The organism is Rhodanobacter sp. UC4448_H15, assembly GCF_052978265.1.
The window spans coordinates 216,014-228,791 of sequence record NZ_CM129665.1 but is presented as its reverse complement, the minus strand read 5'-3'; the positions used below and the strand labels follow the sequence as shown (position 1 = coordinate 228,791).

The 12,778-nt window shown below is 68.7% G+C and carries 14 protein-coding genes; 12 read left to right on the top strand and 2 right to left on the bottom strand.

The window, feature by feature from the left end; all coding sequences use genetic code 11:
- Nucleotides 1-66 precede the first annotated feature (66 nt).
- The 3 genes from atpG (at nucleotide 67) to ACVCMI_RS00940 (ending at nucleotide 3,135) form a co-directional block, all read left to right on the top strand.
- Nucleotides 67-984 carry a F0F1 ATP synthase subunit gamma gene (gene atpG, locus ACVCMI_RS00950; RefSeq protein WP_395120622.1) on the top strand — a complete coding sequence of 306 codons (918 nt, stop codon included), beginning with the start codon at nucleotides 67-69 and terminating at the stop codon, nucleotides 982-984.
- 178 nt (nucleotides 985-1,162) lie between these two features.
- The gene (gene atpD / locus ACVCMI_RS00945) at nucleotides 1,163-2,596 is read left to right on the top strand and encodes a F0F1 ATP synthase subunit beta (protein ID WP_395120621.1); all 1,434 of its coding nucleotides are present in this window, start codon (nucleotides 1,163-1,165) and stop codon (nucleotides 2,594-2,596) included.
- A gap of 116 nt (nucleotides 2,597-2,712) precedes the next feature.
- Nucleotides 2,713-3,135, top strand: coding sequence for a F0F1 ATP synthase subunit epsilon (locus tag ACVCMI_RS00940; protein WP_395120620.1), 423 nt, complete (start codon nucleotides 2,713-2,715; stop codon nucleotides 3,133-3,135).
- A gap of 24 nt (nucleotides 3,136-3,159) precedes the next feature.
- On the opposite strand, the gene ACVCMI_RS00935 is transcribed toward ACVCMI_RS00940, so the two are convergent.
- Complete coding sequence (locus tag ACVCMI_RS00935; RefSeq protein WP_447097788.1) at nucleotides 3,160-3,723, bottom strand: DUF3016 domain-containing protein; 564 nt, start codon at nucleotides 3,721-3,723, stop codon at nucleotides 3,160-3,162.
- A 168-nt stretch (nucleotides 3,724-3,891) separates the two neighbouring features.
- Here ACVCMI_RS00935 and glmU point away from each other — a divergent pair, with 168 nt between their 5' ends.
- Both glmU and ACVCMI_RS00925 read left to right on the top strand, forming a co-directional pair.
- Nucleotides 3,892-5,286: a bifunctional UDP-N-acetylglucosamine diphosphorylase/glucosamine-1-phosphate N-acetyltransferase GlmU gene (glmU, locus tag ACVCMI_RS00930; RefSeq protein ID WP_447097789.1), complete on the top strand. Its 1,395-nt coding sequence runs from the start codon at nucleotides 3,892-3,894 to the stop codon at nucleotides 5,284-5,286.
- A 113-nt stretch (nucleotides 5,287-5,399) separates the two neighbouring features.
- Nucleotides 5,400-5,972, top strand: a complete 573-nt coding sequence (locus ACVCMI_RS00925; protein WP_395120617.1) for a hypothetical protein — start codon at nucleotides 5,400-5,402, stop codon at nucleotides 5,970-5,972.
- A gap of 13 nt (nucleotides 5,973-5,985) precedes the next feature.
- Here ACVCMI_RS00925 and ACVCMI_RS00920 read toward each other — a convergent pair whose 3' ends face one another.
- Complete coding sequence (locus ACVCMI_RS00920; protein WP_395120616.1) at nucleotides 5,986-6,978, bottom strand: chorismate transformation enzyme, FkbO/Hyg5 family; 993 nt, start codon at nucleotides 6,976-6,978, stop codon at nucleotides 5,986-5,988.
- Between the two features lie 91 nt (nucleotides 6,979-7,069).
- Between ACVCMI_RS00920 and ACVCMI_RS00915 the strand changes: the two genes are divergently transcribed.
- The 7 genes from ACVCMI_RS00915 to ACVCMI_RS00885 all read left to right on the top strand — a co-directional run bounded on the left by ACVCMI_RS00915 (nucleotide 7,070) and on the right by ACVCMI_RS00885 (nucleotide 12,775).
- Nucleotides 7,070-7,336 carry a phosphopantetheine-binding protein gene (locus tag ACVCMI_RS00915; protein WP_395120615.1) on the top strand — a complete coding sequence of 89 codons (267 nt, stop codon included), beginning with the start codon at nucleotides 7,070-7,072 and terminating at the stop codon, nucleotides 7,334-7,336.
- A 145-nt stretch (nucleotides 7,337-7,481) separates the two neighbouring features.
- Entirely contained in the window at nucleotides 7,482-8,201 is a 720-nt protein-coding gene (locus ACVCMI_RS00910) for a xanthomonadin biosynthesis protein (RefSeq protein ID WP_395120614.1), read from the top strand.
- The gene (locus ACVCMI_RS00905; protein WP_447097790.1) at nucleotides 8,198-8,500 is read left to right on the top strand and encodes a hydroxymyristoyl-ACP dehydratase; all 303 of its coding nucleotides are present in this window, start codon (nucleotides 8,198-8,200) and stop codon (nucleotides 8,498-8,500) included. The genes ACVCMI_RS00910 and ACVCMI_RS00905 overlap by 4 nt, the downstream gene beginning before the upstream one ends.
- Nucleotides 8,497-9,453, top strand: a complete 957-nt coding sequence (locus tag ACVCMI_RS00900; protein WP_447097791.1) for an LpxL/LpxP family acyltransferase — start codon at nucleotides 8,497-8,499, stop codon at nucleotides 9,451-9,453. The genes ACVCMI_RS00905 and ACVCMI_RS00900 overlap by 4 nt, the downstream gene beginning before the upstream one ends.
- Nucleotides 9,380-10,036: a LolA-related protein gene (locus ACVCMI_RS00895; RefSeq protein WP_395120610.1), complete on the top strand. Its 657-nt coding sequence runs from the start codon at nucleotides 9,380-9,382 to the stop codon at nucleotides 10,034-10,036. Before ACVCMI_RS00900 ends, ACVCMI_RS00895 begins: the two co-directional genes overlap by 74 nt.
- A gap of 2 nt (nucleotides 10,037-10,038) precedes the next feature.
- Nucleotides 10,039-12,357: an MMPL family transporter gene (locus ACVCMI_RS00890; RefSeq protein WP_447097792.1), complete on the top strand. Its 2,319-nt coding sequence runs from the start codon at nucleotides 10,039-10,041 to the stop codon at nucleotides 12,355-12,357.
- Nucleotides 12,341-12,775 (top strand): phosphotransferase, encoded by a 435-nt coding sequence (locus tag ACVCMI_RS00885; protein ID WP_447097793.1) that lies wholly within the window; start codon nucleotides 12,341-12,343, stop codon nucleotides 12,773-12,775. The genes ACVCMI_RS00890 and ACVCMI_RS00885 overlap by 17 nt, the downstream gene beginning before the upstream one ends.
- Nucleotides 12,776-12,778: the final 3 nt, after the last annotated feature.

Sequence of the window (12,778 nt, the reverse complement as noted above, 5' to 3'; positions counted from 1 at the left end):
CGCCGCTACTGGCGATTCCCCATTCCCGATTCTCGATTCCCCGAGCAAGCATAGCGAGCGAGACAAATGGCCAGCGGACGCGAAATCAAAACCAAGATCAAGAGCACGCAGAACATGCGCAAGGTGACGCGCGCGCTCGAGATGGTCTCGGCGGCCAAGATCCGTCGCGCACAGGACCTGATGCGCGCCTCGCGCCCGTATGCGCGGCTGATGCGCAAGGTGATCGCGCACGTGGCGCAGGCCAGCACGGATTTCAGCCATCCGTTTTTGGTCGAGCGCGACAACGTGGCGCGGGTCGGCTACATCGTGGTGTCGACCGACCGCGGCCTGTGCGGCGGCCTCAACTCCAACCTGTTCCGCCGCCTGCTGCCGGCGATCGCCGAGTGGCAGAAGCAGGGCGTGCAGGTCGACGTGGTGGCGATCGGCCAGAAGGCGATCTCGTTCTTCCGCCGCATCAAGGGCGTCAACTTGGTCGGCACGGTCAGCCACCTGGGCGAGAAACCGCGGCTGGAGCAGCTGGTCGGCGTGATCAAGGTGATGATGGACGCCTACGCGGCCAACGGCCTGGATCGCGTGTTCCTCGCCTACAGCGACTTCGTCAACACCATGACGCAGAAGCCGACCATCGACGCGCTGCTGCCGCTGCCGCTGGTGGCGGCCGAGCTGGAAGCGCATGAGGATGCCGGCGAGTCGGCCTATGCGGGCGTGAAGCTGGAAGCCGGGCACGACTGGGACTACCTCTACGAGCCCGACGCGCAGACCGTGCTGGAGCACGTGCTGGGCCGCTACATCGAGTCGGTGGTGTACCAGGCCACACTGGAGAATCTGGCCAGCGAGCACGCCGCCCGCATGGTCGCGATGAAGGCCGCGTCGGACAACGCAAACAAGGTGATCGACACGCTGACGCTGACCTACAACAAGGCACGCCAGGCGGCGATCACGCAGGAAATTTCCGAGATCGTGGGTGGCGCGGCGGCGGTATGAGTGCGATCGGTCGGGCTGGTTCGATCAGTCTGGCCAGAGCGATCAATTTAACTGGTGCGATCATCCTTGATCGCAGAGCAAGATCAAAAAGCGGCCATCCATGGCCGCACTCCTAGTAAGGGCGACGCTTCGGCGGCGCTTCGATAAAACCTCAAGAGATTCATCCGGAGCTATCAGCATGAGCCAGGGCAAAGTTGTTCAGATCATCGGCGCGGTCGTCGACGTGGAGTTCGCGCGTGACCAGGTGCCGCAGGTGTACGACGCACTCAAGATCGACGGCACCGACATCACGCTGGAAGTGCAGCAGCAGCTCGGCGACGGCATCGTGCGCGCGATCGCGCTGGGTTCCACCGAGGGCCTGAAGCGCGGCCTCATGGCACGCAACACCGGCGAAGGCATCAAGGTGCCGGTCGGCAAGGCCACCCTGGGCCGGATCATGGACGTGCTGGGCAATCCGATCGACGAGGTCGGCCCGATCGAGGCGAAGGATCACTGGGTGATCCACCGCGAGGCGCCGAGCTACGACGAGCAGGCCGCGTCGAACGACCTGCTGGAAACCGGCATCAAGGTGATCGACCTGGTCTGCCCGTTCGCCAAGGGCGGCAAGGTCGGCCTGTTCGGCGGCGCCGGCGTGGGCAAGACGGTGAACATGCTGGAGCTGATCAACAACATCGCCACCCAGCACGCCGGCCTGTCGGTGTTCGCCGGCGTCGGCGAGCGCACCCGCGAAGGCAACGACTTCTACCACGAGATGCAGGACGCGGGCGTCGTCAAAATCGACAACCTGCCCGAGTCGAAAGTGGCGATGGTCTACGGCCAGATGAACGAGCCGCCGGGCAACCGTCTGCGCGTGGCGCTGACCGGCCTGACCATGGCCGAGTACTTCCGCGACGAGAAGGACGAGAGCGGCAAGGGCAAGGACGTGCTGTTCTTCGTCGACAACATCTACCGCTACACCCTGGCCGGTACCGAAGTGTCCGCGCTGCTCGGCCGCATGCCGTCGGCGGTGGGCTACCAGCCGACGCTGGCCGAGGAAATGGGCGTGCTGCAGGAGCGCATCACCTCGACCAAGACCGGCTCGATCACCTCGATCCAGGCCGTCTACGTGCCCGCCGACGACTTGACCGATCCGTCGCCGGCGACCACCTTCGCGCATCTGGACTCCACCGTGACGCTGTCGCGCGACATCGCCTCGCGCGGCATCTACCCGGCGGTGGACCCGCTCGACTCGACCAGCCGTCAGCTCGATCCGAACGTGGTCGGCGCCGAGCACTACGACGTGGCCCGCCGCGTGCAGGGTACGCTGCAGCGCTACAAGGAGCTGAAGGACATCATCGCGATCCTGGGCATGGACGAGCTGTCCGAAGAGGACAAGCAGGCCGTGTACCGCGCGCGCAAGTGCGAGCGCTTCTTCTCGCAGCCGTTCCACGTGGCCGAAGTGTTCACCGGCTCGCCCGGCAAGTACGTGTCGCTGGCCGAAACCATCCGTGGCTTCAAGATGATCGTCGACGGCGACGTGGACCACCTGCCGGAGCAGGCGTTCTACATGGTCGGCGGCATCGACGAGGCGATCAAGAAGGGTGAGGAGATGGGGGCCAAGAAAGCCGCCTGAGGCGGCTTTCGGGAATAGTAAATAGGGAATAGGGAATCGGAATTGCCGCGACCTGCCCGCTTTCACTATTCCCCATTCCCTATTCTCCATTCCCTTCGAGCAAAGCGAGAAATCCCATGACAACCATCCGAGTCGACATCGTCAGCGCCGAGGCCGAGATTTTTTCCGGCGAGGCGACCATGGTCGTGGCGACCGGTGACCAGGGCGAGCTGGGTATCACGCCGCGCCACGCGCCGCTGATCACCCGACTCAAGCCCGGCCATGTCGACGTATTGCTGGAAGGCGGCGAGCGCCAGCAGTTCTATGTTTCCGGCGGCATCCTCGAAGTGCAGCCGCAGGTGGTCACCGTGCTGGCCGATACTGCCGCACGGGCGGCGGACCTGGATGAGGTATCCGCGCAGCAGGCGATGAAGGAAGCGCGCGACGCGCTGGCCAACCGCACCGACGCGATCGAACTGGCCGAGGCACAGACCCGGCTCACCCAGGCGATGGCCCAGTTGCAGGCGCTGGAGCGGCTGCGCAAGAACCTCAAGCACTGAGGCCCCGCGGCCGGATTCCTGCCGCTAGAGGTTTTCCGGCCCGCGGCGCAGCCAGCTGTCGATCAATGCCTTGTCGTAGCGCAGCGGATCGGTATCGCCCACGCGCGCGGCGCCACTCTGCAGGTAGCCCAAGTTGCGCAGCTTGCGCGAACCTTCGCGCACCACCTTGCCGTTGCTGTCGGTCAGTTTGAAGTCGAGATCGATGCGCGGCGGATAGACGTCCTTCATGAAGCGCACGTACCTCAACTGCGGGCCGTGCCAGGGCTCGTAGCCGCCGGCGAGCTTGATGTCGGTGATGTTGACCTCCAGGCGATCGCCGGCCGGCAGCATCTTCGTGGCGCGCTTGATCAGATGGGCCTTCAGCGGCTCCAGGTAGCTCCTCCCGTTGAAGCGGTCCTGCAGGCCGTATTGCCGGGCCTCGCTGAACTCCTCCGGATTGACGTAATTCACGGTGACCCGCGCGCCGGGAACGGGCTCGCCCACGGCGATCGTCGGCGGCGGCGCGGCCGCGGCCATCGCGGGTGCCAGCCCGCCGGCCGTGGCCAGGGCAAGCAGGGCCACGAAACTGCACGGATGGATTCCGGTCATGCGCGTCATGCTGCACCTCGTCTGTTTGCTGCTTGTCGGCGCCAGTCTGTCACGGCGATCGTTGCGCTTTTGTATGCGCCTTCGCAAGCCGCGGCTAGGGCTCGGCCGCACCGGACCGGCGGCATCGGCTGCTATGCTTTTGCTTCGTTCGGAACGGGGTCGCAACCGATGGAAACAACGCCGCTGCACGTGATCATCCTGGCGGCCGGTGCCGGCACGCGGATGAAATCCAATCGCGCCAAGGTGCTGATGCCGCTGGCTGGCAAGCCGCTGCTGGCGCACGTGCTCGCCACCGCGCGAACCTTGCAGCCAGCCGCCATCCACGTCGTCTACGGGCATTGTGGCGAGCAGGTGCGCGCGGCGTTTGCCTCGCAGGACGATCCCGGATCAGAGCCGGGGCAGGCCCTGCATTGGGTGTTGCAGGCTGAGCGGCTCGGCACCGGTCACGCGGTGGAGCAGGCGATCGCCGGCGTGCCGCGCGCGGCACGCGTACTGGTGCTGTACGGCGACGTGCCGCTGACCCGCGCGGAAACGCTGCGCCAGCTGCTGGACGCCGAAGGCGGCTTCAGCCTGCTCACCACGCGGCTGGCCGATCCGACCGGCTACGGGCGCGTGCTGTGCGACGGCAACGGCCACGTGCGCGAGGTGGTCGAGGAGAAGGACGCCGACGCCGGCCAGCGCGCGGTCAACCTGGTCAACACAGGCATCCTGCTGGCCGACGCGCTGGCCTTGCGCGGCTGGCTCAAGCAACTCGATCGCGACAACGCGCAAGGCGAGTACTACCTCACGGACATCTTCGCGATGGCTGCTGCCGAGGGCCGCGGCGCACTCAGCGTCGAGTGCGCCGACCCGGTGGAAGCCGCCGGCGCCAACGATCCCGTGCAACTGGCCGAGCTGGAAGCCGCCTGGCGTCGCCGCGCCGCGCACGCGTTGCTTCGCGATGGCGTGCGCATGGCCGACCCGCTGCGCGTGGAAGTGCGCGGCACGGTCGAGGCCGGCCGCGACGTCGAGCTCGACATCGACGTGATCCTGGAAGGGCGCGTGGTGCTCGGCGACGACGTGCGCATCGGCGCCTTCACTCGCCTGAAGGACGTGCAACTGGCCGCCGGCACCGTGCTGCATCCGCACTGCGATCTCGACGGCGTGGTCACTCACGGCCCGTGCACGATCGGCCCGTTCGCGCGGCTGCGTCCGGGCACCGAGCTGGACGCCGGCGTGCACGTGGGCAACTTCGTCGAGACCAAGAAAGCCCGCATCGGCGAAGGCAGCAAGGCCAACCACCTCACCTACCTCGGCGACACCGTGGTCGGCCGTGGCGTCAATATCGGCGCCGGCACCATCACCTGCAACTACGACGGCGTGAACAAGTTCGTTACCCGCATCGGCGACGGCGCCTTCATCGGCTCCAACTGCGCCCTGGTCGCCCCGGTGAGCATCGGCGCGCAAGCCACCCTCGGCGCCGGCTCGGTGATCACCCGCGACGCGCCGGAAGGCCAGCTGACTCTGGCGCGCGCCCGACAGCAGACGTTCGAGGGCTGGCGGCGACCGGTGAAACAGAAGTGAGGAGCGAAAGCTGAAGGGCCGCTCGCGCTGTTTTCGCGTCACGCGATCTGCGCGCCCGCGACGAGCCCCGTGCGTGTTCCGACCGTGACACTCGGCAAGGAAGGAGGACTGTGATGCAGAAATGGCTGAATGGCTTGATCGTGGTTTCGTCGATTGCGCTCTACGGTTGCGCTGGCGCCGGCTCGACGACAAGTGGCGCCCAGCAACGACAACTGCAATCGCTGCAACTGTTCGCCGCAGACGACACCCCGCGCTTCTCGCTTTACGTGGCATGCACCAGCGACAGCGTCAATTGCGTCAACGTCGGCAACGCGGTTTTCGCCTGGGCTCGCGATCACGACGTGACCGTCCACAACGTGGACTCCGATGATCCGGCGTTCACCGCCACCGCGTCGCGCGCCGCGGAGATCGCCTTGCCGTACCGGGTGGCCATCGACTACCGCCCCTCGGTGGCGCCTGGCTATTCGGCGTCTTCGTACAAGCAGTCCAGCGAGTCCTTTGCGCCGACGGTCGGTTACAGGGCCGTGATCTCGGTATTCCAGGCCGCTACCGGCAAATTGCTCATGCGGTCGCCGGTAAGGAACCAGCAAGCTGCGGATCACGGGAAAACGTCCAATCCCTACGTTCGTTCCCAGATGATCGAGCTGCTGGATTCGCTGGAGCCATCGGCGAAGGACTCCCGATGAAACCGGCGCATCGCTAAACGTAGCGCCAGCCGTCGATCTCGACCAGCAGTTCGCGGCGACAGATGTCGCCGTGCAGCAGCAGCAGGGGTACGCCCGGCAGGCGCTGCCGGAGCGCGTCGCGCACGCGCGGCGCGTCGCCGTCGTGGCGCAGGTAGACCTTGAGCGGTGAATGCGTGTCGAAGCCGGCGCGCATGTCGGCGCTGGCCAGCAGCGCGTCCAGGTTGGTCAGGGTTTCCTCCAGCTGCGCATCGAGGTTGTCGTGGTGGGCCGAGGCATGGCCCACGACCGCGGCGGTGCCGGAAATGGCCAGCGTGTCGCGGGCCGGCAGGAGCATCGCCCGCGCAAAGCTGGGCGGGGTGGGGCCGTATTGCCGCGGGTAGCGCCATGCGCTGACCTGGCGCGGGTTCTCGACCCGGTGGCCGGCCTGCTCGCCGGCCAGCAGGTAGACCTGCAGGCGGTGTTCCGCCGCGAGGTGGCCGATCGCGGTGGCGGCGGGGAAACCTTCGGCGAAGAAATCGCCCATGCCGGCGGCGCGGCCTTCGCAGAAGCGCTTGTAGCGTTCCGCATCGCCTTCGCCGTCGTTGATCGCGCCGATGTAGTTCCACACCCGCAGGACGTGCCGTGCGTCGCGGCCGGCGACGAACCGGTGCAGCAAGTCGTAGGCCTGCTTTGCGGTGGCGCGGGCGCCGCCGTGTTCGCGTTCGTCCAGCTCGACCGCGGCGAACAGCCAGCCGCCGCCGGTCGACCAGCGCAACGCGCCTTCCATGCCGCAGCGCACCGGCGCGTCCACCTGCCACAGTTCCAGCGGCGCGGGGGCATCGGTGCTGGCCAGCGCCACCTGCAGGTGGCGCGGATCGTCACCGGAGGGTACGGCTGGGTCGAAACCGAGCACCGCCAGCGTGCCCGGCGCCTCCAGCAGGGTGGCGACCTCCGCCATGCGATAGGACACCTGCGGCGCCCGCCGCGCCCGAGCTTCCACCTGCGGGTTTTCACATCCCTGGATCATGCTGGCCAACCGGAACGACAAGGCCGCTATGTTACACTCTGCGCCCACTGCCACCGGGGGGAGGCAATGCATCTGGCGTACGGAATCGAGCATGGCGGAACAGACAGAGGCGCAGCACGAGTTGGCCACCCTGGTGGTGGAATGCCTCAACCTCGAGGACGTCAATGCCGAGCAGATCGACCCCGATGCACCGCTGTTCGGGGGCGAACTGGGGCTCGACTCCATCGATGCACTGGAGATCGCCCTGGCCGTCTCCAAGCGCTACGGCTTCCAGCTGCGCTCGGACAACCCGGAAAACCGTCAGATCTTCGCCAGCCTGCGCAATCTGTCGAGCCACGTCGAGCAGCACCGCGCCTGAACGGTCGGTGCGGGATGGAGCGGTCGTGCGGGCTGGTCATGGACGCCTTGGCGCCGCATGGCGCCGCGCTTTCCGCCTTCGTCACGCCACCGTGCGCCACGCGTGGCAAGCTGCCGGTGCCGACCGAGTCGTCGCGGAATCGCGCATGAAATCCGCCGTATCCCCCCATGTTCCGACCTCGCGGCGCCACGCCTTGTGGTTGCTGCTCGCCTATCCGGTGTTCGCCATCGCCGGGGTGGTCACCCATCGGCCGATCTTCGCGCTGCTGGCGCTGGCGGTGCTGGCCAGCGTGCTGATGCTGCCGCGGCTGCAGTCGCGCCGACCGCTGCCGTGGTTGCTGTGGCTGCTGATGCTGGCCGGCGTGTGGCTGGCCTCGCGGCTCGGGCTGGCCGACCTGCTGCTGGAGGCGGTGCCGATCCTGATCAACGTGGCGCTGGCATGCTGGTTCGGCCGCAGCCTGCTCGGCGGCGAGCCGCTCGTGGCGCGTTTCGTGGTGGCGATCGAGGGTGCCGAGCGGCTGCGCGAGCCCGGCGTGGCGCGCTATGCGCGGCAGATCACCTGGTTCTGGACCGTGCTGCTGGCGGCGCAGGCGCTGCTGTTGACCGGCCTGCTGCTGTTCGCCGCACGCGACGGGCTGCTGCCGCGCCTCGGTGTGACGTCGGCGTGGTCGGTGCCCGAGCGCTGGGCCTCGGCATGGCTGCACGTGGGCTGCTACCTGCTGCTGGGCGCGGCGTTCCTGCTGGAGTACGCCTGGCGGCGCTGGCGCCTGCGCCATCTCAGCCACCCCGGCCTGCACGACATGCTGCTGAAACTGGCCCTGCGCTGGCCGCAGCTGCTGCACGGCAACGGCGGCGTCTCGCCATGAGCGGGTACGCACAGGCGTTGCAGTTCGCGGCCGATCATCCGGCCTTGCCCGGTCACTTCCCGGGACAGCCGCTGGTGCCCGGCGTGTTGCTGCTGGAGCAGCTGGCGCTGGCGCTGCGCGCGTGGCGCGGCCAGCGGCTGGTGCGCGTGCCGGAGGCGAAATTCGTGGCGCCGCTGCGGCCCGGCGAAGCGGCCCGGCTGGAACTGATGCCCCTCGCGGCATCGGCTTCGCGGGTCCGTTTCCGCATCGAGCGCGACGGCATGCTGCTGGCGCGTGGCGTCATCGAGGGCGAGGCATGAGCGACAGCGAACACTGGCAGAGCCGGCCCGAGGGCGGCGGCCGCTTCGCGCTGTGGCTGATCCGCGCGATTGCCCTGCATGGCGGGCGCCGGCTGGGTCGCTGCTGCCTGTATCCGATCACGCTGTACTTCTACTGCCGCCGCGGGCCGGAGCGCCGGGCTTCGGCGCACTACCTGCAGCGCGTGTTCGGTCGCCCGGCCACGCCATGGCAGGTGCTGAAGCACATCCACTGTTTCGCCGCCACGATCATGGACCGGATCTTCCTGCTCGCCCGCGGCGAGCAGCCGTTCCAGTTCGAGACGCAAGGCCTGGACCTGCTGGAACAGCGCGCTGCGCTGGGCCGCGGCGTGTTGCTGCTGGGTTCGCACCAGGGCAGCTTCGAGGCGCTGCGCGCGATCGGCGCGCGCCGGCCCGAGCTGCCGCTGCGGGTGGTGCTGGACAAGCAGAAGACCCCGGCGATGACCGAGCTGCTGGAGGCGCTGGCGCCGGAGGTGGGCGCCTGCGTGATCGACGCCGCGCAGGATGGCACCTCGATCGCGCTGGCCATGGCCGAAGCCTGCCAGCACGGCGCGCTGGTGGCGATGCTGGCCGACCGCGGCCGCGGCCACGAGGTGCTGCGCCGCGTCGACCTGCTGGGCTCGCCGGCGCCGTTCCCGGTCAGCCCGTGGTTGCTGGCGCATACGCTCAAGGTGCCGGTGGTACTGTGCTTCGGGCTTTACCTCGGCGGCAATCGCTACCGGCTGGTGTTCGAGCCGTTCAGCGAACGAGTGGAGATTCCCCGGCATGATCGGGGGCCGGCGCTGGACGCCCTGCTCGAGCGCTACGCGCAACGGCTGGAGCACTACATCCGCGTCGCTCCCTACAACTGGTTCAACTTCTATGATTTCTGGCAAGACCCGCCTGCTGCTGAACCTGCTGCTGCCGTGCTGGGCGGTCACCGCGTGGGCGTCTGAACCGGCGGTCGCGGCCACCTCGACCCAGGCCGTGATCGCCGGCCTGCGCCAGCCGGCACCGGCGCACACCGCGTTCGCCGAGGCGCGTTTCCTCAAGATGCTGGATCGCCCGCTGGTGGTCTCCGGGCAACTGTCCTGGCTGGGCGACGACCGCCTGCAGCGGCGCGTCGAGCACCCTCGCGCGGAGACCGCCACGATCGCCGACGGCGAAGTGACCCAGCAGCGCGACGGCAAGCCGGCGCGGCACTTTTCGCTCAAGCGTGCGCCGCAGCTGCAGGTGCTGCTGGACAGCTTCGTTGCCTTGCTCGGCGGTGATGCTGCCCGCTTGGAGCAGGCGTTCGAGATCCAGCGCGAAGGCGATGCCGCCGGCGCGTGGACGCTGACCCTGGTGCCGCGCGACGCCCACGTGGCGAAGACGGTCGCGCGCATCCGCATCGACGGCGTGGGCGACCAGTCGCGCTGCATGCACATGCAGGAGGCCGACGGCGACCTGGCGGTCGACCTGCTTGGTCCGCTCGCCGAAAAGATGCCGGCCGAACCGACCCGCGCCGAGCTGCAGGCGCTGTGCACGGGTTCGCCCTGAACATGCACCGCGGCGCCCGCGCCACGCTGCTGGTCACCTGGCTGCTGGCGCTGGCCGGACTCGGCTGGATCGTGAGCCAGCGCCTGCACGTCAGCAGCGACCTGCGCAGCTTCATGCCCGCGCCGACCACGCCGGACCAGCGCCTGCTGATGGAGCAGGTGGGCGAGGGGCCGGGTTCGCGCCTGCTGCTGCTGTCGATCTCCGGCGCTTCCGACGGGCAACTGGCCGGCTTGAGCCAGGGCCTCGCTGCCGTCCTGAAAAAGGACGCGCGCTACAGCCAGGTGCTCAACGGCAGCTTCGACCTCGCGTCGCTCGATCCCCGGTTGCTGCCGTATCGCTACCTGCTCTCGCCCACGCTGGACACGCAGCCGCTGGACGAGGCCTATCTCGCCGATCAGTTGCAGCAGCGGCTGGACGACCTCTCCTCGCCGGCCGCCAGCCTGCTGAAGAACCTGCTGCCGCGCGATCCCACGCTGGAGACGCTGAAACTGGCCGAGCGCTGGGCGCCGGCGAAATCGCCCCAGCTGCGCGACGGCGTGTGGTTCACCCCGCAGCACGAAGCGTTGCTGCTGGTGCAGACCGTGGCCGCCGGCTTCGACCCCGGCGCGCAGCAGCAGGCGATCGACGGCATCCGCGAGGCGTTCCACGCGTTGCCCGGCAGTGCCGACGCGCGGCTGGAACTGAGCGGTCCGGGCTACTTCAGCGTGGTGATCGGCGCGCAGACGCGGCACCAGGCCGACTGGATCGGGCGCATCTCCACCGTGGGCTTCATCGCGCTGCTGCTGCTGGCCTATCGCAGCGTGAGCTCGCTGCTGCTGTCCGCGCTGCCGATCGCCAGCGCCGCACTGGCCGGCATCGCCGCGCTCACCCTCGTGTTCAGCGAAGTGCACGGCATCACCCTGGCGTTCGGCTTCACCTTGCTCGGCGTGGCGCAGGAATACCCGATCCGCGTGCTCAGCCACCGCCGCGCCGGCGAGGACGCGTTGCAGAGCGTGCGCGACCTGTGGCCGCTGCTGCTCACCGCGATCGCCTCGGCCTGCATCGCCTACCTGGCGTTCTACGCCTCCGGCGTGGCCGGGCTGCAGCAGTTGGCGGTATTCACCATCGTGGGGTTGCTGGTGGCGGGCCTGAGCACGCGCTACCTGCTGCCGCATCTGTTGCCGCGGCGCGTGCGCGACGTGGCCGCGATGGGCTGGTTGATCCGTGCTCGCGGCTGGCTCGACCGGCTGCCGCGCCCGCGCTGGATTCCGCTGCTGGTGGCGCTGGCGATCGCTGCGATGCTGGCGCTGGCGCCGGGCCCGTTCTGGCAGAACAACCTCGCTGCACTGACGCCGGTGCCGAGCGCGTTGTTGCAGCACGATGCGCGTCTGCGCCAAGCGCTGGGTGCGCCGGACGTGCGTTACCTGCTGTTGTTGCAGGCACCCACCGAACAGGGCGTGCTGGCGCTGTCGCAATCGCTGCAGCCGCAGGCCGATGCGCTGGTGGAGCGGCACGCAGTCGACGCGATCGAGCTGCCCTCGCGCTACCTGCCTGCCGTGGCGCAGCAGCGCGCGCGGCAGCAGAAGTTGCCCGATCGCGCCATGCTCGAACATGCGCTGGCCGGGGCGCTGCAGGGCATGCCGTTCCGCGCCGACCTGTTCCAGCCGTTCGTCGATGACGTGGAAACCGCACGCGCGCTGCCGCCGCTGACGCCCGAGCGCTACGCGCAGACGCCGCTGGGCCAGCGCCTGGCCGCGATGCTGGTGCAGCGCGATGGCCACTGGCTGGGCCTGGCCACGGTCAGCGGCGTGCATGACGTCGCCGCGCTGCAGACGCTGGGCGCGGACCGCGGCGGCGCGGTGCATCTGCTTGATCTCAAGGCCGCCTCCGAATCGCTGGTGGCCGCCTATCGCACGCGCATCCTGCAGGCGCTGCTGGCGGCCGGACTGCTGCTGGTGGTGACGATCTCGGTCGCCCTGCGCAGCGCGCGCCGCGCCTGGCACGTGCTGGCGCCGATGACGCTGGCAACCTTCCTGGTGCTCGCGGTCGAACGCGTGGCCGGCATCGAGATCTCGCTGTTCCACCTGGTCGCGCTGATCCTCGCCGGCGGCCTGGGCCTGCATTACGCGCTGTTCTTCGAGCGCGACACCGGCGACCCGGCCGAGCAGCGGCGCACCTTGCACGCCACCCTGGTCTGCGTGCTGTCCGCGCTGCTGGTGTTCGGCATGCTGGCGTGGGCGACGATTCCGGTGTTGCGCGCGATCGGGCTCACGGTGAGCCTGGGCGTGGCGTTCCACTTCTGCCTGTCGATCCTGATGGCGCCGCATGCTCGACAAGACTGACTGGGCCCACCTCATCCCGCACGCCGGCCGCATGTGCCTGCTCGATGCGGTACTGGCGTGGGACGAGCGCGGCATCCACGCCATCAGCGCCGGTCACGCGCGCCTGGACAACCCGCTGCGCGGCGAGCGCGGCCTGCACGCGGTGCACCTGGCCGAGTACGGTGCACAGGCGATGGCCGTGCATGGCGCATTGCTGGCGCGCGAGCGGGGCCATGAAACGGTGCGCCCCGGCTGGCTGGTCAGCCTGCGCGAGGTGGACTTGTTCGCGGAACATGTCGACCATCTGGATGGCCGTCTGGACGTCCATGCCGAATGTCTGTACGCCGACGACGGCGGCGCCCAGTATGCGTTCCGCGTCGAGCACCAAGGCCGCCTGCTGTGCCGCGGCCGCGCCGCGGTGATCCACCCCCAATCCTGATTC

Excerpts from the sequence above, each read along its gene's own strand:
- ACVCMI_RS00940 (WP_395120620.1), top strand. The coding sequence starts at position 2,713 with ATGACAACCATCCGAGTCGACATCGTCAGCGCCGAGGCCGAGATTTTT.
- ACVCMI_RS00900 (WP_447097791.1), top strand. The coding sequence starts at position 8,497 with ATGAGCGACAGCGAACACTGGCAGAGCCGGCCCGAGGGCGGCGGCCGC.
- ACVCMI_RS00915 (WP_395120615.1), top strand. The coding sequence starts at position 7,070 with ATGGCGGAACAGACAGAGGCGCAGCACGAGTTGGCCACCCTGGTGGTG.
- ACVCMI_RS00920 (WP_395120616.1), bottom strand. The coding sequence starts at position 6,978 with ATGATCCAGGGATGTGAAAACCCGCAGGTGGAAGCTCGGGCGCGGCGG.
- ACVCMI_RS00925 (WP_395120617.1), top strand. The coding sequence starts at position 5,400 with ATGCAGAAATGGCTGAATGGCTTGATCGTGGTTTCGTCGATTGCGCTC.
- ACVCMI_RS00905 (WP_447097790.1), top strand. The coding sequence starts at position 8,198 with ATGAGCGGGTACGCACAGGCGTTGCAGTTCGCGGCCGATCATCCGGCC.
- ACVCMI_RS00890 (WP_447097792.1), top strand. The coding sequence starts at position 10,039 with ATGCACCGCGGCGCCCGCGCCACGCTGCTGGTCACCTGGCTGCTGGCG.
- ACVCMI_RS00935 (WP_447097788.1), bottom strand. The coding sequence starts at position 3,723 with ATGACCGGAATCCATCCGTGCAGTTTCGTGGCCCTGCTTGCCCTGGCC.
- ACVCMI_RS00885 (WP_447097793.1), top strand. The coding sequence starts at position 12,341 with ATGCTCGACAAGACTGACTGGGCCCACCTCATCCCGCACGCCGGCCGC.
- atpD (WP_395120621.1), top strand. The coding sequence starts at position 1,163 with ATGAGCCAGGGCAAAGTTGTTCAGATCATCGGCGCGGTCGTCGACGTG.
- glmU (WP_447097789.1), top strand. The coding sequence starts at position 3,892 with ATGGAAACAACGCCGCTGCACGTGATCATCCTGGCGGCCGGTGCCGGC.
- atpG (WP_395120622.1), top strand. The coding sequence starts at position 67 with ATGGCCAGCGGACGCGAAATCAAAACCAAGATCAAGAGCACGCAGAAC.
- ACVCMI_RS00895 (WP_395120610.1), top strand. The coding sequence starts at position 9,380 with ATGATTTCTGGCAAGACCCGCCTGCTGCTGAACCTGCTGCTGCCGTGC.
- ACVCMI_RS00910 (WP_395120614.1), top strand. The coding sequence starts at position 7,482 with ATGAAATCCGCCGTATCCCCCCATGTTCCGACCTCGCGGCGCCACGCC.